This is a genomic window from Epibacterium sp. HA2-3 (assembly GCF_055693725.2).
In genome coordinates, this window is the sequence record NZ_CM172490.1 from 2,385,641 (window position 1) to 2,404,817 (window position 19,177).

Here is a 19,177-nt window from a genome sequence, read left to right on the forward strand (position 1 = left end):
TCCTTCAGGGTCTGTCAGATCTCGGGATCAAAGGCGTGCACCATTGGGTCGGGCAAACCCGGTTACGCCCTTGCAGGTAAAAGAGGGGCCCGCACCACACGGCAACGGGCCCAAACGCATCAGCCAATGAAGTCTTTGTAGCCAGCCTCGTCCATGTAGTCGTCCATCGGCGACATGTCGGAGACTTTGAGTTTGAAGAACCAAGCTTCGCCTTCCGGGTCCTCATTGACCTTGGACGGCGCGTCCACGATGGCCTCGTTGACTTCGACCACTTCACCGTCGAGCGGCGCGAGAATGTCCGACGCTGCCTTAACGGATTCGATGACCACGATCTCGTCGTCCTTGGAGACTTCGCTGCCCACTTCGGGAAGCTCAACAAAGACCACATCGCCCAGCTGCTCGGCCGCGTGGGAGGTGATGCCAACAGTCACAACGTCGCCTTCGACCTGCAGCCATTCGTGTTCTTCGGTGTATTTCATGGGTTCTCTTCCTGTGTTGGCCGCTTTAGCGGGGACCGGTATTAGCGTTTGAAGTTGGCCGCCACGAAGGGCAGCTTTGCAACAGTGACGGGCACGCGCTTGCCGCGCAGCTCGCCAAAGACCTGTGTGTCCAGAGCAGCATGCTCTGCGGTGACGTAGCCCATGGCGACCGGGCCGCCAACGGTCGGACCAAAGCCACCAGACGTGATGGTGCCGATAGGGTCGCCACCTTCGGCACTTGCGTAAAGCACAACACCCTCGCGCATCGGCGCACGGCTCTCGGGCTTCAGACCCACACGTTTGCGCGGGGCCTTGCCACCGAGATCAGCAAAGATCGCATCTGCACCGGGAAAGCCGCCCGCGCGGTCGCCACCCGGGCGGCGTACTTTTTGGATCGCCCAGCCAAGAGCGGCCTCAAACGGGCGGGTCTCAGTGTCGATGTCGTGCCCATAAAGGCAAAGCCCGCCCTCAAGGCGTAGGGAATCTCGTGCGCCGAGGCCAATGGCCTCAACGTCGGCATGTGCCAGCAGAGCCTTGGCAAAGGCCTCTGCGCCGGCTTCGGCGACGGAGATCTCATAGCCATCCTCTCCGGTATAACCAGAGCGGGAGATCCAGAGCTCTCCGCCTTCATATGCGAAGGTTGCCACATCCATGAACTTCATCGCCGCAACGCCAGGCACCAACGCCTCCAGCGCCGCCTCAGCGGCAGGGCCCTGAAGGGCCAGAAGCGCGCGATCGGTGACAGGCTCGACTGTTACTTCGGGTTCAAGCGCGGCCTTCATGCGGGCGATGTCAGCGTCCTTGCAGGCTGCGTTCACAACCACAAACAGGTGATCACCGCGGTTGGCGAACATCAGGTCATCCTCGATGCCGCCCGTATCGTTGGTGAACAGCCCGTAGCGTTGGCGCCCCTCGGACAGCCCGAGTACATCCATCGGCACCAGCTTTTCAAACGCAGCGGCCACGGCCTCATAGCTCTCTCCACGCAGAATCACCTGCCCCATGTGGCTCACATCGAAGAGCCCGGCTTTCTCGCGGGTGTGCGTGTGTTCTTTCATGATCCCGAGCGGGTATTGCACAGGCATGGAGTAGCCAGCAAAGGGCACCATCTTGGCCCCGAGGCTCTCGTGCAATTCGGTAAGGGGAGTGGTCTTCAGATCCGACATATCGGCCTGCCTTCCGCGTCTGCGGCCGGTGCGGTCAAATCATAACATGTCAACGCGTCGATTGGCATCCGGCATCCAAGGTTTTGCGCAGGCTGAGCCTGCACGCTTTGATGCCCCCTCTGTCCCTTCGCCTGAGATCGTTATCCCTTCGGCGGCCCGATCTTGTCGGGCTCTCTCCAGAGTAGTTACGCGCACACGGTCCTTGTGGCCTGAGAGTTTCCGGGGCGGTTGCTCCTTCGGCACCGATCAGCGAGGCGCCAAGCCTCTTGGTCGGTTCTCCCATGTGCTGCGGCGGACGCTAGCAGCGCGGCACGCGTGGCGCAAGACGGAATCGATCCCCATCCTGTCGCAAACAGTAGCCTTTCTGCCCCCAGGTTCCCTTCGGACGCGATTGTATCAAGCCTGCCGCATTATTGTGCGGGTGGATTGCCGGGCGCAAAAAGCGCTGCCATAGCTTTGCCCATGAAGATAGCGATCAACGGATTCGGCCGCATTGGCCGTACAATCTTGCGCCAGATCCTGACCAGCCCGCGCGGCTCCGGGATCGAGGTGGTTTGCATCAACGACATCACCGATGCGGAGATGTGCGCCTATCTGTTCCAATACGACAGCACCTTTGGCCCCTACCCGGGCGAGGTGTCGCTCGAGGCGGGTACGCTCTGCGTCGACGGGCGGCAGATCGCGCTTCACCAAGAGGCCAATGTGACCAACCTCGACCTCGCGGGTGTGGATGTCTTGATGGAATGCACAGGCATTGCACGCACGACCGACCTGGCACAGCGTGGCCTGACCGCAGGAGCGCGCAAGGTTTTGATTTCCGGACCATCTCCGGCTGCCGAAGTCACCGTTGTATACGGCGTCAATGATGCTGACCTTGCAGGCGCGAAGATCGTGTCGAACGCCTCTTGCACCACCAATGCGGTTGCAGGGCTGGTGCAGCTGGTGGATGCGGTCGCCGGAATTGAAGCCGGTCACATGACCACCATCCACTGCTATACCAACTCGCAACCGATGGTGGACACACCGCGCGGCGACTTCGCCCGGTCGCGGGGAGGCGCACAGTCCATGGTGCCCACGACAACCTCCGCAATGCATCTGATCGACGTCGTTCTGCCTCGCCTCAAGGGGCGGATTTCCGGCGCCGCCGTACGGGTTCCGACCGCCAGCGTTTCGGCGGTGGATCTCGTGGCAACCCTGCAATCAGAATGGGATCAATCCGATCTCCTGATGGCCCTGAAGGCATCGGCCAACGGCTCGCCCATCTTGGGATGGACCGAACAGCCGCTCGTTTCTTCGGACCTGCGGGCGCGGCCAGAATCGCTGATTATCGCAGCCCCCGAAACCCGCATGGTGGGGACGCAGCAGCTGCGCATCTTCGGCTGGTATGACAATGAATGGGGCTTTTCGGCGCGGATGCTGGATGTCGCGCGCGCGATGCAGCCCTAGGCCTGATCGGCGCATTTTCGCCACGCCACTACAGCAATTCTCCTCTACATGGGCTCGACCCGGCGGGCCGAGGTTTTATGTCACCGGCCATGCGTGTAGCCTCATCCATATGCCGTTGGCTTGTTTCTGCCAGCCACGGTTCTGCACCGCCCCGCCTGCCCGCTGCCGGAGATTTCATGTTCAGATTTTGCCAATTGCGCCGGACTGCCTTTCCCCTGTGCCGCACTCTGCGCCCCTTGTCGCTGGCCTTGAGCCTGAGTGTCGCCCTATCGGCCAGCCCCCTGTCGGCGCTGGATGCAAACCTCGCCGCTCCCAAGGCACCAGACGATCTCGCCGAACGGCTGCGCGGAGCAAGCGCGGCGCTTGGGCTGAGCCAAAACTCGGAAACACAAGAGATCATTGCGGCATCGCTCTCGGACTATCGGACCTTGGTTCAAGTCCTTTATGACGCGGGATATTTTGCGCCTGTCGTCAATATTCGTCTGGATGGGCGCGAGGCTGCGGCGATCAACCTGCTGAACCCGCCAAAGCGCGTGCAGAACATTGCCATCACCGTCGATCCGGGCCCGGCCTTCACCTTTGGCCGTACCGTCGTCAACCCCCTGCCCGCGGGGGGGACCGCGTCCCTGCCCGAAGGCTTTGCGACCGGCAAACCCGCCAACACCGGTGCCATTCAGGAGGCTGCAAACGCGGGCCTTGGCGCCTGGGATCGTGCCGGCCACCCGAAGGTAGAACTTGCCGGTCAATCCATTACTGCCAATGCGGTCAAACGGCGCCTCGATGCCGAACTCAGGATCGCACCGGGACCGCGGCTGCGCCTAGGCAACCTCAGAATTACAGGCGAATCCGACGTACGGCCTCAGGCGATCCAGCGGATCGCAGGCTTTGCCAAAGGGCAAACCTATCATCCCGATCTCGTCTCAAAAGCCGCCAATCGCCTGCGCCGCACGGGGGCGTTCTCGACCGTTGCGCTGCGACAGGCCGACGTGCCGAACCCCGATGGCAGCCTCGATTTCATTGCCGAAGTCGAAGATCTGCCCAAGCGGCGTTTCACGTTCGGGGTGGAGATTTCCTCGTCGCAGGCGATGGAACTCAGCACCAGCTGGATGCACCGGAACCTGTTTGGCGGCGCCGAGCGATTGAAAATCGACTTTTCGGTGAGTGGCATCGGCAGCAGCGACATCAACAGCAGCATCACCGCACGTCTGGACCGTCCGGCTGCCCTGGGCACGGACCGCAACCTGTTCTACCTCGCCTCGATCGAGCAGTTGCGTGAGGAGCATTATACCGCCCGCAGCGCCTTGGCCGCAGTCGGGGTGCGGCGCATCGTTTCCGACACCACCTTTGTCGAAGGCGCGCTCGGATTGCGCTACATCAACGCGGACGACGCCTATGGCAGCAACCGCGAGTTCAAATATGTGGCCGCACGTCTGCGGGGCGAAAAGGACATGCGCAATATCAAGACCAACCCGACGGCTGGCTACTATCTCGACGGGGAAATCGTCCCCTTTGTGGGCGTATCGGGTGGCGATCCCGGGGTGCAGATCAACATTGATGCCCGCGGTTACAAAGCGCTAGGCAACTCTGATCGTCTGGTCCTTGCAGGGCGTGTGCAGCTTGGCTCGATCATCGGTCCAGACCCAAGCGATGTCTCTCCGACATTTCTGTATTTCTCGGGCGGTGCGGGCTCCGTGCGCGGACAGGAGTTCCAATCCCTCGGGGTTGACACCCCCGGCGGCACAGCCGGTGGGCGCGCCTACCTTGCGCTTTCGGGCGAGCTGCGCGGGCGGATCACAAATGCGATTTCGCTGGTAGGCTTTTACGACGTCGGCTTTGTCGACAAAGACAGTTTTATCAGTGGCGACAGCGAATATCATGCGGGGGCCGGTTTTGGTGTACGCTATGATGTCACCGGTGTTGGCCCGATCCGGCTCGACCTCGCGATGCCGGTGGCGGGCGACACCGAAGACGGGTTGCAGTTTTACATCGGCATAGGACAGGCGTTTTGAAACAGAACCTCCAGAGCCTCATCTTCACCTGTGGCCTCGCCACCTGCCCGGTCCTGACGCCCCTGCCCACCCTGGCACAAGACGCGTCAGAATCTGGCGGCCTCTTGGTGTCCTTTCTCGAGGATACACTCTCCGGCGACAGCCGCACGGTGAGTGTCGAGGGTCTGGAGGGCGCGTTTTCCTCGCAGGCAAAGATCGCCAAGCTAACCGTCTCTGACGCAGAGGGCATCTGGTTGACGGTCGAAGGGGCCGAACTCGACTGGAACCGCCTTGCACTGGTGCGCGGACGCTTTTCGGTCAATCACCTCAAGGCAGATCGCATTACCGTGGCGCGCAGCCCGGAACCGGTGCCCGCAGACCCGGAATTGCCCACGCCCGAGGCGACACCTTTCCGGCTCCCGGAATTGCCTGTGTCAATTGAGATCGGCGACATCGCCGCAGGTGAAATCCGGCTTGGCGAAGCCCTGACCGGCCAAGCAGCCTCCCTGTCGGTTGATGGCGCGCTGACACTAGCGGATGGGGCGCTGGAGACCGACCTCAATGTGGCACGATTGGACAGGCGCGGTGACGCGCTCCATCTTGCGGCGTCTTTTTCCAACACCACCGAACAGCTCGCACTGGATATTGCGCTCGACGAGGCACCCGGCGGCTTGCTCTCGACCGCGATGGACTTGCCCGGCCGCCCTGATCTACGCCTCGCCATCAAAGGCGAAGGCCCGCTTACAGATTTTACGGCAGACATCGGGTTTGCCAGCAATAGCCACGACCGCATCACAGGGACCGTGAGCCTGAGAGGCCTGGGAGATGTCGACAGCGATACTGATACGGGGCTGGCGTTCTCGGCGGACATCGGGGGCGACATAGACCCGCTGCTCCCGCACGCATATCGCCCCTTCTTTGGCCCCGGCATGCGCGCCAATGTCAAAGGTCGCAGCCTGAGCTCTGGCGGTGTCGAACTTGACAACCTCGTGCTGCGCACCCGCGCCTTGCAACTGACCGGCGCGCTACGCCTAGAAGCGGGCATGTTGCAGACCGCCAATCTCAAGGCTGCAATCACAGCGCCCGAGGGGCAAGCCGCGGTAATCCTTCCGGTGTCAGGCGCCGACACCACGGTTGCTGCCGTGACGATGGATTTGAAGAAGCCGGAAGGCGAAAACTGGACCATCAACGCCGAACTCGACAGCCTGCGCACAGCAGACCTCAGCATCAAACGCGCGGTCGTGAACGCCGCAGGGGCGCTGGACCAAGACGCAGGTTTCAACCTTGATGGGGCACTTGATGCGCGGCTCAGCGGCTTTGTGCTTTCGGATCCTGCGCTGGCTGCGGCAACCGGCAGCGAACTCAGCCTCAGCGCACGGCTGACGACGAAAGACGGCGCCGATTTTCTGGTGCGCGATCTCGAACTGCAGGGCGACTCTTACAGCGCGCGGGGCGAGTTGCGTTTTGACAGGCTCGAAGGAGATCTGCGCATCGCCACCACGCTCAGTCTTCTGGCAGAAAACCTCAGCCGGTATTCGGCGTTGGCCGGGCTGGATCTGTCAGGATCGGCAGAAGCCGATGTGAGCGGGCATTTCCAACCTCTGAGCGGCGCCTTCGGGGTCGATCTTGCGCTTCTGGGGCGCGATCTTGGCACCGCAATCCCGAATGTGGATCCGCTCTTGGTGGGAGAGAGCCGCCTGAAGCTGGTGGCCGCGCGCGACACGGCCGGAATCCGGATTGACCAATTTCACCTGCAAACTGCGGAAGTATCCGCAACCGGGCATGGAACGCTCGATAGTGGCGAAGGCGCGCTGCGCCTTGATGCCACGCTCGCGCGGCTCGAGCGGTTTGTGACTGACCTGCCTGGACCGCTCACGCTCTCGGCGCATTTCGACCGCAGTGGCGACCGTCTCGACGGCACTGTCGCTTTGCGCGGGCCACAGAAAACCGCGATGGATCTCGACGGCAGCTTCACGCTTGCCGGTGCAGCCGATTTTGGGTTTGAGGCCTTTGTTGGCGCGCCCGAAGCCTTTGTTCCCGAACTCGCGGGGGCGCCGGTGATTGCAACTGGCACGGCCACTCGACGCGCGGCGCAATGGACCGGGGATATGACGCTCACTGCCACTGGCGGTACGCGCGCCCGGATCAAGGGGGGATTTCATGAGGCCGACGGCGCGGTCGACCTTGATCTCTCCGCGCTATTGGCGCGAGTGGGGCAATTTGCCCCCGCCATCACTGGGCAGGCTACGGCAAGACTGATCGCATCCCGGCGGGACGGCCAGTGGCAGGCCAAAGGTGATGTCACGGCCCCCGGCGATACCACCGCAACTTTTGACGCAGGCTTTGTTGAAACCTCGGGCGATCTTGATCTCAAGCTGAAGGCGGAGGTGGCAGAAGTGCGCGCCTACGCGCCAACGCTTCCAGGGCGGGCCTCAGCGGATATTTCCGCTACCCGGCGGGCTGGCGCATGGGCGGCAGGGGGCAAGGTTACAGGGCCCGCAGGAACGGCGGCTGACCTCGATGTCGAGCTCAGTGAAACCGATGGCACGGCCCGCGTCCGCTTTGACGCCCTGGTGCGCGAGCTACAGCAGATTGTACCAGGGCTGGACGGGGCACTGAGCGCGAAGGGGGAAGCCCGCCGCGCAGATGGTATCTGGACCGTCGAGAGCACCGCAGACGGCCCACTTGGAATGGCCTCACGGCTGGCTGGAACATGGGATGAGGCGCGGGCAATCGCGGATGTCTCGGCCAAGGGAACGTTGCGGCTGGAAGGGGCCAACGCCTTTTTGAAGCCTAATCTCATCAAGGGGCTGGCCGAATTTGATCTCGCACTGCGCGGGCCGGCGCAACTCAATTCGGTGAGCGGCACAATCACCACATCCGGCGCGCAGATGGTTCTGCCCCAAGCAGCGCAGACCATCGAGGGGATCTCCACCCGTATCTCGTTGAATAGTGGTTCCGCCGCCGTGAATCTTTCGGCCCGTCCGCGTGACGGCGGGCGCATCGAGGTCAATGGCCCGGTCTCTCTTGCCGCGCCTTATGCAGGGGATCTGCGGATCTCGCTCGCTGACGTGGTGCTGACCGACAACCTGTCATTTGACACCTCCCTTGGCGGGCAGCTGCGCTTTTCGGGCGCGCTTGCGGGAAACAGTCGCCTCTCCGGGCGGATCGACATTGGCGAAACCAACTTCAACCTCAACACAGCCGGGGGCGCTGTATCAGCCGCGCCCATTCCGCCAATTCGCCACGTCGGCCAAACGGGCGCACAGATCGCAACCAGAGCCCGCGCCGGCTTGATTGAGACGGGATCTGCGGCTTCCAAGAGCAACAGCAATATCGCACTTGATGTGCTTATCAGTGCGCCAAACAAGATCTTTGCGCGGGGCCGCGGGCTCAATGCGGAACTGGGCGGCACAATCGCGGTGGGTGGCACCACCGCCAATCTTGCGCCTTCCGGGCAAGTGGGTCTGATCCGTGGCACCTTTGACATTCTGGGGCGCAGGCTGAACCTCGACGAAGGGCGCGTGACGCTCTTGGGCGACCTCAAGCCCTATCTGGAGTTTGTCTCGAGCGCCAATACCGAACAGGGCACTGCCACCCTCTCTATTGCCGGTCCCCTCGATGGCCCGCAGATCAAGGTCACGTCAGAGCCACCTCGACCAAGCGAAGAGGCGCTGGCCCTGCTGCTGTTTGGGGACAACATCCAAGACATTTCACCGCTCGCGCTTGCGCGGCTGGCCAGTTCTGCCCTGACACTGAGCGGTCGCGGCGGTGGCGCGAACAAGGCGCTGCGTGACAGCACCGGCGCAGACAATGCAGATATTGGCATCGACAATCTCGGCGTGGGGCAGCTGGGGCTTGGCGGGTATCTTGCGGACAACGTGTACACGGACGTGAACGTAACCGCCGAAGGCAACAGCGAACTGTCGATCAACCTCGACCTTACCAAATCCCTCACCGTGACCGGCAAGGCCGATAGCGAAGGCGAGACGGGGCTCGGGGTGTATTTCAAGCGGGATTATTAAGGCATGCGCACTGTGCCACCTTCCCAGTGCGACACGCGCCCACGAGGCCCCCTGCGTGTTGATGCCATTGTCATTGGGCGCAATGAGGGCACGCGTCTGCTGGCCTGCCTTGACAGTCTCGCAGGTCAGGTGCAGCGGATCATCTATGTCGACAGCGGTTCGACCGATGGTTCGGTTGCGCAGGCAGAGGCTCGTGGCGCTGAAGTCGTCGCGCTGGACATGTCACGCCCCTTTACCGCGGCCCGCGCCCGAAATGCGGGGCTTCAGCATCTTGGCGTATCCGGGACACCTGGGCTGGTGCAATTCATTGACGGTGACTGCGTGCTGGATACGGGCTGGCTGGCCCAGGCCACAGATTTCTTGGCCCATCACCCGGATGTGGCGGTTGTCTGTGGCCGCAGGCGCGAGCGCGCACCCGAAGCCAGCGTGTACAATTGGCTCTGCGATCAGGAATGGAACACGCCAGTTGGCGAAACCCGTGCCTGCGGAGGGGATGCACTGATGCGCCGCGACGCGCTTTTGGCGGTGGGGGGATACCGTGACACGCTGATTGCAGGCGAGGAACCAGAGCTCTGCGTGCGCCTGCGACACGCCGGCTGGCGGGTCTGGCGGCTGGATCACGAGATGACGCTGCATGACGCACAGATGTTCAGGTTTTCGCAGTGGTGGAACCGTACGCGTCGTGCAGGTCATGCCTTTGCCGAAGGCGCGTTCCTACATGGCGCGCCGCCCGAACGGCATTGGATCACAGAAACACGCCGTGCCATTGTCTGGGGGGCGCTGCTGCCATTGCTGATCCTGCTGAGCGCCGTCGTCTCGCCACTGCTTGCAGCCGCTGTGGCCCTTCTCTACCCGCTGCAGTTCCTACGCCTGTCGCGCAGGATGAGGCCGATCGCGGCCTTCTATTCCGTTCTCGGGAAATGCCCCGAAGCCCTCGGCGTGATCGAGTTTCATCTCAACAGGCTGCGTGGCAGCCAGCGGGACTTGATCGAGTACAAATAGCTGCCCAGCCAGCGGGGACCGAGCGGTCTCCGTCCGCTCAGCGGTGAGTGACGACCAGAGGATTGACCTAGCTTTCGCGTCTCACGGCGCCCGCATCCATCCGCAGGCGCAACGCGTGGACGACTTGGCCCGGCAAGATCAGAATGCACTTGACATAGCGCGGCATCAAACGGAGCGGGTTGCTCAGCATGCGCCAGAGCCACTCGAGCGCAAGTTTTCGCATTAGCCTTGGTGCACGCCGTTGAGCGCCCGCGATGAAATCCAACCCTGCCCCAATCGACGCAAAGCCCGTGCGCGGCGCAAGCTCCCGGCCAAGACGGGCAAAATGTTCCTGCTTGGGCGCACCGAGGGCGATAAAACACAGCCCGATGTCTTGGGCATCAAGGTCTTGCAGGATACCGCGCGCCTCTGCGCCAAACGGATCAAACCCTCTACTGGGTGCGCGTACATAGACGACCTCAAGCCCCGGCACACGGCGGCTCAGCTCTGCGCCTGCTTTTTGCAACACGGCTTCCGAAGAGCCCACGAGCGCCACCTTGGCCTTGGCAGATGCGGCCAGTTCAGCGAGCGGCGTCACCATGTCGGACCCCGGCATCAAGTCGACAGGCTGGTTCGCAAGATAGGAGAGCCAGGTGATCGGGCGCCCGTCCGCAACGATAAAATCCTGCGCCTGATACGAAGTCAGAAAAGCCTGATCATGCCCCAGCTTCACCAAATGATCGAGATTGATCGTCGCCAGCGCAAAGCCGTCGCGCTCATGGAACCTGTTCGAAATTTTGGCTTTCAACATGCGCCAATTCGGGACATTGACCGTAATGCTTTGTTTATCGAACAGAAAATTCATATTCCGACAGCTCTCTTGGTGCCTGCACAAACTTCTTTTTACCATATTTCCGAAAAACTTGTGCCCGATCTGAAGTATACCGTACTAGGGAATCTGGGTCGAAGTGAGGCGAGAATGAGTGCCTAACGCGATTGCAAACTTGATGTTGCTGGTGTGGCCAGTTGCGGTGCTGGTGTTTTTTCAACGGCTCCCCTTGCAACGTGCAATCTTGCTCTGTCTGATCGGGGGCTACCTGATCTTGCCACCTGTCGCCGCCTTTGACCTGCCACTCGTGCCGGATCTCGACAAATTCTCGATCAGTTCGATCATGGCGCTTGTCGGCTGCATCTTCGTGGCAAAAGCTCCGGTGCCGTTTTTACCCAGTGCGCTGTTCCTGCGCATTCTGGTCATCGTATTTGTGATCAGCGCGATCCCCACCGTGCTGACCAATTCCGATCGGATCCTGTTTGAAACGCTGCAAGACGCCGCGCCGATCATCTTTTATCATTCGGAACTGCCCGGTTTACGCTGGCGCGATATGGGTTCGGTGATGATCGGGCAGGTCATCGTTTTGATCCCGTTTTTCATCGCGCGCCGCCATCTTTCTACGCCAGACGCGCATCGCGAATTGCTACTGGCCTTCTGCATTGCGGGTCTGTTCTATTCCATTCCCTCCCTGATCGAGATCCGTTTCAGCCCGCAGATGAATGTATGGATCTATGGATTTTTCCAACATGACTTTGCCCAGATGATCCGGATGGGGGGCTATCGGCCAATCGTGTTCCTGCCGCATGCGCTCTGGCTTGCTCTGTTCATGTTCAGCGCCTTGATCGCTACCGTGTCGCTGGCCCGCGTGGCAGAGTCAGGCAGCCGCGCACGCCTCTACGTGGCCGCGTTCTACCTCTTTTGTATGCTGGTTTTGTGCAAAAGCATGGCATCGCTGGCCTATGGGCTCGCCTTTACCCCCGTTGTCGCGCTGGCGTCCTATCGCCTGCAGGTTAAACTGGCATTGGCTATCGCGCTGATTGGTTGCATCTACCCGATCCTGCGAAACGCGCATGTTATTCCACTAGAGACGGTCTTGACCAAGATCGAAGAATTCAGCCCGGATCGCGCGCAGTCTTTGGGCTATAGATTTGAAAACGAGGAGGTTTTGTTAGAAAGGGCTGCTGAAAAACCCGTTTTTGGCTGGGGCGCCTGGGGAAGGAACCTGATCCGAGATGAAAACGACGGCCGCATCCTTTCCATTCCAGACGGCCGGTGGATCATCACCTTTGGGAGTTTCGGATGGGTGGGCTACCTTGCGGAGATGGGGCTTTTGACGAGCACGCTTGCCCTGCTCTACTGGGCGATGCGACGACAAGAGACATCCAGAATATCACCGCATGTCTCTTGTATATCGCTGATCTTGGGTGCCACCATGATTGATATGTTGTTGAATGATACGCTGGTACCCGTCACCTGGATGTGTGCGGGAGCCATTTTGGGCTATGCGGAACGGGAACTTTACCCGAGGAGCTTTGCCCCCCGTCAAGCGCTGTTCGGTGGACGTCAGGCATTAGACATGCCCGCCAGAAAGAGCCAGTCACATCCGGTGATGGACTAAAGCAGCTGCGCAACATGGCACTCAGATCCTCAGTTTGACCACAATCCCACCTCAGCACGGCCCAAGATGTTTCGTAATCCGCACTTAAGTCGCCCAGCGCTCAGGCTCCCAAACGCCATTGTGGCGCGCATGTGGCATCTGAATTTTGTGACACTGAAGTCGGCATAGGCCGAGATAGGTCGACAGAAATGGACAAGAAGACACAAAACGGCGCTTTCAGCCCGGACGATATCGCCGTAGTCGGCATGTCGGTCGCTTTGCCGGGGGCAGCATCGGTTCAGGAATACTGGACCAACCTGCGCGATGGGATCGAGTCGATCCAGAGCGTCGATGAAGACAGTCTTCTTGCCGCTGGCGAGCGGGCGGAGACGCTGCGCGATCCCAATTATGTCCCCTCATGTGCGCCGCTTGGCGGATTTGACGAATTTGATGCGGAGTTCTTTGGGTTTTCACCCAAAGAGGCGGCGATCCTCGACCCCCAGCATCGCAAGTTTCTCGAGGTGGCTTGGGGCGCAATGGAGGATGCAGGGCATACTCCAGAGAGCCTCAAAGGTCAGGTGGGCGTCTATGCGGGCTGCGGCATGGGCAGTTATTTCTATTTCAACATCTGCTCGAACCCGGATCTGGTGGATGACGTTGGCATGTTCCTTTTGCGCCACACCGGAAACGACAAGGATTTTCTCACCACCCGTGTGAGCCATGTCTTTGATCTAAAAGGGCCATCGGTCAACGTTCAGACCGCTTGTTCGACCTCGCTGGTTGCGATCCATTACGCCGCCGAGGCGCTGCGCAATGGCGAATGCGACATGGCTCTGGCGGGGGGGGTGACGATCGAGCTCCCGCAGGGGCGCGGCTACCTCTACAAGGAAAACGAAATCCTGTCGCCTGATGGTCATTGCCATGCCTTTGATCATCGCGCTCAGGGCACCGTCTTTGGCTCGGGTGCTGGGGCGGTGGCGCTCCGTCGACTGAGCGATGCAGTCGCGGACGGCGACCATATCTGGGCCGTGATCAAAGGCTCTGCCATAAACAATGACGGCGCCGCCAAGGCCGGTTATCTGGCGCCTTCGGTGGACGGGCAGTCCGCCGCCGTGCGGAAGGCGCTGACAGCGGCGCGCGTGAATCCCGAGACCATAGACTATGTGGAATGTCACGGCACCGGCACCTATATCGGCGACCCCATCGAGGTGGCCGCCCTCACAGAGGCCTATCGCGACGGCACGGACGCAAAGGGCTATTGCCGGATCGGGTCGGTCAAAACCAATATCGGTCATCTCGATACCGCCGCTGGCGTGGCAAGTTTTGTAAAAACCGCGCTGGCGCTGGAGCACAAGACCCTGCCGCCCTCGCTGGGTTTTGAAAAGCCGAACCCAACAATCGATTTTGAAACCTCACCTTTTCAGGTCAACGACGCATTGCGCCCATGGATGTCACACAAGGGCCCGCGCCGCGCAGCCGTGAATGCACTTGGCGTTGGGGGCACCAACGCGCATGCCATCCTCGAAGAGGCCCCGGTGCGCGCTGCCTCCGAGGAAAGCGATTTCCCGTTTCAGGTGCTCTGCCTCTCTGGCCAGACCAAAGCCGCGCTCGAGGCCAACACCCAGAACCTGATCGCCTATCTGCGCGCCAATCCCGAGGTTGAACTGGCCGATGTGGCCTTTACGCTCAAGGAAGGCCGCAGAGGGTTCGCCAAACGCCGCGTTGTGGTGGCCGAAACCGCCACCGAAGCCGCTGACAAGTTGGAAGCGGCCAATCCACGCGAGGTCTTCACCCATGATCACCTCGGTCCGCAGCCCGAAACCGTCTTTATGTTCCCCGGCGGTGGAGCGCAGTTTGCGAGCATGGCGCGTGATCTCTATGAGACCGAACCAGTCTTTGCGGATTGGATGGATCAGGGTCTGGATCACCTGGAAAAGAGCCTCGATTTTGACATCCGCGCGCTGTGGCTGCCTGAACCGGGTGAAGAGGCCAGCGCCAATGCGGCCCTCTTGAAACCTTCGGTGCAATTGCCACTCATCATGATCGTGGAATACGCGCTGGCGCAGCTATGGATCAGCTGGGGCGTTCGGCCCGCCGCCATGGTGGGGCATTCGATGGGCGAAAATACCGCGGCCTGTCTCGCGGGTGTGATGCGCTTTGAAGATTGCATCGACCTCGTGCAGCTGCGCGGGCGCTTGTTCGACACGATCGAGCCAGGTGGCATGTTGTCGATCTCGCTGCCGCTGGCAGAGGTGGAGGCGCTGGTGGGCGAGGATCTGGACATCGCCAGCGTCAACGCCCCGGAACTCACCGCTGTCTCCGGCCCCAATGATCGCCTCGACGCCCTGTCCGAGCAACTTCGGGCGCGCGGCGTGGAGTTCCAGCGCATTCCCATCGATATTGCCGCCCACAGCCGCATGCTCGAACCTATCCTCGGCGCATATGGTGATTTCCTGCGCCGCCTTGATCTGCAACCTCCGACCCTTCCGGTGATGTCCAACCGCACCGGTCAGCCGCTCACGGCGGAACAGGCGATGAGCGCGGACTACTGGGTCGAGCAGCTGCGCAATACCGTGCGCTTTGCGGATTGCATCGAAACGCTCGGGGCCACCAAGGGACGCGTCTATCTTGAGGTAGGTCCCGGCAAGGCGCTGAGCGCTCTAGCTCAGATGTCTCCTGAAGTGGCACCGGGGCAGGTGCTGAGTTCTCTGCGTCACCCCGATCAAGACATTGCAGATGATGCCTATTTCTTTGGCGTAATCGGGCGCCTGTGGGCTTGCGGCGTCGAAGCGGATTGGCCGCAGGTCTGGGGCGACGCGCAGCGCAACCGCCTGAGCCTGCCCACCTACGCGTTCCAGCGCAACCGATACTTCATCGAGCCGGGGAAATCGGTGCAGCAACCCGAAGTCGCCCTGCCCGAACGCCACAAAGACATGGCCGACTGGGGCTATCGCCCGGCCTGGCGGCCACGGCTGGCCGATTGTGCACTCGACATTGAAAAAGACCTCGCGCTTGAGCCGCATACCTGGCTCATTTTCGAAGATACCACGGGACAGGGGGCCGCCTGCGCCGAGGCGCTTCTCGAAGCCGGGCACCGCGTCGCGCGCGTGCGCGCGGGTGATACATATGCGCAGCTTGCACCCGATCTCTACCAACTGGCGCCCGAAGAGGGGCGATTTGGAACCGAAGCGCTGCTGGCGGATCTGACCGAGGCGGGCTATTTCCCAAAGCGGATCGCACATTTCTGGCTGGTCACGGAAACTGAAGAGTTCCGGCCGGGCTCTTCGTTCTTTGACCGCAACGTCGAGATGGGGCTGATGTCCCTTACGGCATTGGGTCAGGCGCTGGCGCAGGCCGATTTGCCGCACTCCGTGCATCTGAGCGTGATGACCACTGGTGCCATGCAGGTCCACGGCGAGACCCTGCCCTATCCTGAAAAGGCGATGATCTCCGGGCCTGCCGGGATCATCCCGCGCGAGATCCCAGGTATCACTGTCGCCACTTGCGACATCGAATTACCGCAAGCTCCAACCGGCTGGAACGCGCTCCTTGGGGGGTCAGCCCCTGCATGCATCACAACGCGGCTCCTCGAAGAGCTGCTTGCCATGCCAGGCAACCACAGCGCTGCTTGGCGCGGTGAAAAACGCTTTGAACTGGACTATCGCCCGCTTCTTCTTTCGGAGCCGGACGCACGTGATCTGCCGCTCAAGAAAGGTGGCCATTACCTCCTGACGGGCGGCTACGGCGGCATTGGGCTCTCGATTGCGGAACATCTGATGCGCACTTACGAGGCGCGAGTGACGCTTTTGTCGCGCGAAACGCTGCCGCCCCGCGCAGACTGGGGCAGCGAGCTGCGCCGCCGCAGCCCGTCCGATCGGATCGCGCAGCGCATCCGCGCGGTTCAGAAACTGGAGGCCACCGGACGCGGAGAGGTGCTGACGCTGAGCGCAGATGTCTGCAATCTTCAAGAAATGCGGGATGCCGCCGAGGCCGCCTCTGCAGCCTTTGGTCCGATCTCCGGCCTCTTCCATGGCGCTGGCTTTATCGCCGATGCGCCCCTCTTGGCCAAAACCGACCGGCAGATCGCTGAGGTGCTCGCGCCGAAAGTGAGTGGTTTGCGGGTTCTGGATCAGGTTTTCCCGGATGGCACCATTGATCTCATGGTGCTGTTCTCATCCTCGTCGACCGTCACGCGCCCCGCAGGGCAGGTAGATTATGTCGCAGCCAATGAGTTCCTCAATGCATGGGCAAAATCCCGACAGGGCGCTCAAACCCGCGTGGTGGCGCTGGACTGGGGGATCTGGGCGGATACCGGCATGGCAGCGGACGCCATGGCCGCCCGGCGCGGCAGCGCTGCGCCTTCGGAACCACAGCCCTCAGAGGCCGCGCTCTGGCAAACCCAAGGATTTGATCGGAACGGCACGCCCATATTCAAAAGCCTCTTTGAGGCGGACAAACACTGGCTCCTCGATGAGCACCGCACCAAAGATGGCAGGGCCCTCATCCCCGGCACGGGCAATGTTGAGTTGATAGCCGAAGGGCTGACCGCGCTCGACGTCTCGCCACCATTTGAGATCCGCGATCTCTATTTTCTGCAGCCCTTTGTGGTTGAGGACGGCAGTCCGCGCGAAGCAGTGATGCATCTGGCTCCCACTCAAGGCGGCTATGACGTCCAGATCCACGCCGAAACCTCGGAAGGATACGCGCGCACCGCAGAGGCCGAAGTCGTGTCGCGTGCGCTGGACGCAGAGACCGCGCAGCTTTCGTTGGAGGCCATTGCCGCCCGCTGCACACCAAAGGCCGCAGATCCGGCAAGCGAGCGCCTGACATCGCCACAGGAGGCAAATCTGCGCTTTGGTCCACGGTGGCATGTGCTGCAATCCATGGCCCTTGGTCGCGATGAGGGGCTCGCCAAACTGTCGCTGCCGGATCTGGCCGACCAAGACGGGACACTTCTACACCCGGGCTTGCTGGACCTTGCAACCGGCTGGGCCATCGAATTGGCACCGGGATATGAGCCGAGCACGCTCTGGGTGCCGGTGTCTTATGGATCGATCCGGGTCCACGCGCCCTTGGAGAAAACAGTCTTTAGCCACGTGCGCCTTGCGCAAGAAGGCGGCGAACGCGGCTCCGTGCTGTTTGACATCACCCTCTGCGACGAGACCGGGAACGTGCTGGTCGAGATCTCGCATTTCCGCATGCAACAGCTGAGCGGCGGCTTTGATCTCTTGCCCGCTCGCACCGACACCACAGCCGCCGCGCTTGGCCTCACCTCGGAGGCGGAGATACAGCCCCTTTCGCCGGATGAACGTCGTTTGCTGGCCAATCTCGAGAATGGCATTCGCAGTGAGGAGGGTGGCGCAGCGCTCGAGCGCGCACTCGCCGCAAAGCAGCCTCAGGTCATTGTCTCTTCGCTCGATCTTTCGGCCCTGCGCGCGCAGGCGGAAAACGGGGCTAAACTCACGTCAGAAAGCGAAGGTCAGAGCTTTGAGCGCCCAGATCTGGATACGGATTATGTGGCGCCCAGCACCGAAACCGAAGAGACGCTCGCCGGGCATTTTGCAAGCCTTCTGGGCCTCTCGCGCGTTGGTGTAGAGGACAGCTTCTTTGATCTTGGGGGGCATTCCCTGATCGCAGTCCGTCTATTTGCTCAGATCAAACGCAGCTTTGGGGTGGAGTTTGCGATGTCAGTGCTGTTCGACGCCTCCACCGTGGCAGCCCTGGCGCAACGCATTGAAATGGAGGCCGGCCCTCCGGCGGTCACGGGCACATCTACCAGCGACACGGAAACCACCGCGCCGCAGAGATACAGTCACCTGGTCCGCCTTGCGTCCGGCGAAAATAGCGAAGCGGCGCCGATGTTCATCGTTGCGGGCATGTTCGGAAACGTTCTGAACCTGCGCCATCTTGCTCAAATCCTGGGAGAGGATCGCCCTGTCTATGGCCTGCAGGCGCGCGGGCTGATTGGCGCGGATGAACCCCATGAGCGGATCGAAGACGCCGCGCGCGACTATATCGCTGAGATGCGGCAGGTGCAGCCGGAAGGGCCCTATCTGATTGGTGGTTTCTCGGGCGGAGGCATCACCGCCTATGAAATCGCGCAACAGCTCAAGGCCTCAGGCGACGCTGTGGACGCGCTTGTGCTTCTTGATACGCCGCTCCCGGTGCGCCCCGACCTGAAACCGATTGACAAGGCCCTGATCAAGATCGCCGAAATCCGCGACAAAGGGCCCGGGTTTGTGACCGAATGGGCGCGCAACCGCATTGCCTGGGAAATCCGCAAACGCCAGAGCCGCCCGTCCGAAGGGGCCGAGAATGCAGGCTTCAACAATCGCAAGATCGAATTGGCGTTTTTGCGCGCTGTTGCCAGCTACACTGTGCAGCCCTGGAATGGACCGGTCACGCTCTATCGCCCGGTGCTGGACCAACACTGGAAGGTCTCTGGCGGCCAGTGGGTGAGCCGCGAGCGCGAGTATGTCTATCCGGACAATGACTGGTCGCAGTTTGCTCCTGCGCTGGATGTATGCGAGGTGCCCGGCGATCATGATGGCATGGTGCTAGCGCCCAACGTCAGTGTTCTTGGCAAGGAAATCCGCGATCTGCTGGCGACAACCAACAGTCGGGCGACCCGGCCTCACGACAGCTCCAAGGCGGCGGAGTAAT

The 19,177-nt window shown here is 61.4% G+C and carries 9 protein-coding genes and 1 riboswitch; of the genes, 6 read left to right on the plus strand and 3 right to left on the minus strand.

Annotated elements, in window-relative coordinates; genetic code table 11:
- Positions 1-119: 119 nt before the first annotated feature.
- Both gcvH and gcvT read right to left on the minus strand, forming a co-directional pair.
- Positions 120-479 carry a glycine cleavage system protein GcvH gene (gene gcvH, locus ACZ1HH_RS11180; RefSeq protein WP_011539712.1) on the minus strand — a complete coding sequence of 120 codons (360 nt, stop codon included), beginning with the start codon at positions 477-479 and terminating at the stop codon, positions 120-122.
- A gap of 41 nt (positions 480-520) precedes the next feature.
- Complete coding sequence (gcvT, locus tag ACZ1HH_RS11185; RefSeq protein ID WP_472636661.1) at positions 521-1,645, minus strand: glycine cleavage system aminomethyltransferase GcvT; 1,125 nt, start codon at positions 1,643-1,645, stop codon at positions 521-523.
- A gap of 186 nt (positions 1,646-1,831) precedes the next feature.
- Positions 1,832-1,937, minus strand: a riboswitch (glycine riboswitch).
- 170 nt (positions 1,938-2,107) lie between these two features.
- Here gcvT and ACZ1HH_RS11190 point away from each other — a divergent pair.
- From ACZ1HH_RS11190 to ACZ1HH_RS11205, 4 genes are all read left to right on the plus strand, one after another.
- Complete coding sequence (locus ACZ1HH_RS11190; protein ID WP_472636662.1) at positions 2,108-3,091, plus strand: type I glyceraldehyde-3-phosphate dehydrogenase; 984 nt, start codon at positions 2,108-2,110, stop codon at positions 3,089-3,091.
- A gap of 176 nt (positions 3,092-3,267) precedes the next feature.
- Entirely contained in the window at positions 3,268-5,100 is a 1,833-nt protein-coding gene (locus ACZ1HH_RS11195; protein WP_472636663.1) for an autotransporter assembly complex protein TamA, read from the plus strand.
- On the plus strand, positions 5,097-9,104 hold the full coding sequence (locus ACZ1HH_RS11200; protein WP_487320276.1) for a translocation/assembly module TamB domain-containing protein: 4,008 nt from the start codon (positions 5,097-5,099) through the stop codon (positions 9,102-9,104). The genes ACZ1HH_RS11195 and ACZ1HH_RS11200 overlap by 4 nt, the downstream gene beginning before the upstream one ends.
- Before the next feature lie 3 nt (positions 9,105-9,107).
- Entirely contained in the window at positions 9,108-10,106 is a 999-nt protein-coding gene (locus ACZ1HH_RS11205; protein ID WP_487320277.1) for a glycosyltransferase, read from the plus strand.
- A 67-nt stretch (positions 10,107-10,173) separates the two neighbouring features.
- On the opposite strand, the gene ACZ1HH_RS11210 is transcribed toward ACZ1HH_RS11205, so the two are convergent.
- Positions 10,174-10,896: a WecB/TagA/CpsF family glycosyltransferase gene (locus ACZ1HH_RS11210; RefSeq protein WP_472636666.1), complete on the minus strand. Its 723-nt coding sequence runs from the start codon at positions 10,894-10,896 to the stop codon at positions 10,174-10,176.
- A 172-nt stretch (positions 10,897-11,068) separates the two neighbouring features.
- Between ACZ1HH_RS11210 and ACZ1HH_RS11215 the strand changes: the two genes are divergently transcribed.
- Positions 11,069-12,535 carry a hypothetical protein gene (locus ACZ1HH_RS11215; protein WP_487320278.1) on the plus strand — a complete coding sequence of 489 codons (1,467 nt, stop codon included), beginning with the start codon at positions 11,069-11,071 and terminating at the stop codon, positions 12,533-12,535.
- 188 nt (positions 12,536-12,723) lie between these two features.
- Positions 12,724-19,176, plus strand: coding sequence for a type I polyketide synthase (locus tag ACZ1HH_RS11220; protein ID WP_487320279.1), 6,453 nt, complete (start codon positions 12,724-12,726; stop codon positions 19,174-19,176).
- The last annotated feature ends 1 nt before the right edge of the window (position 19,177 follow it).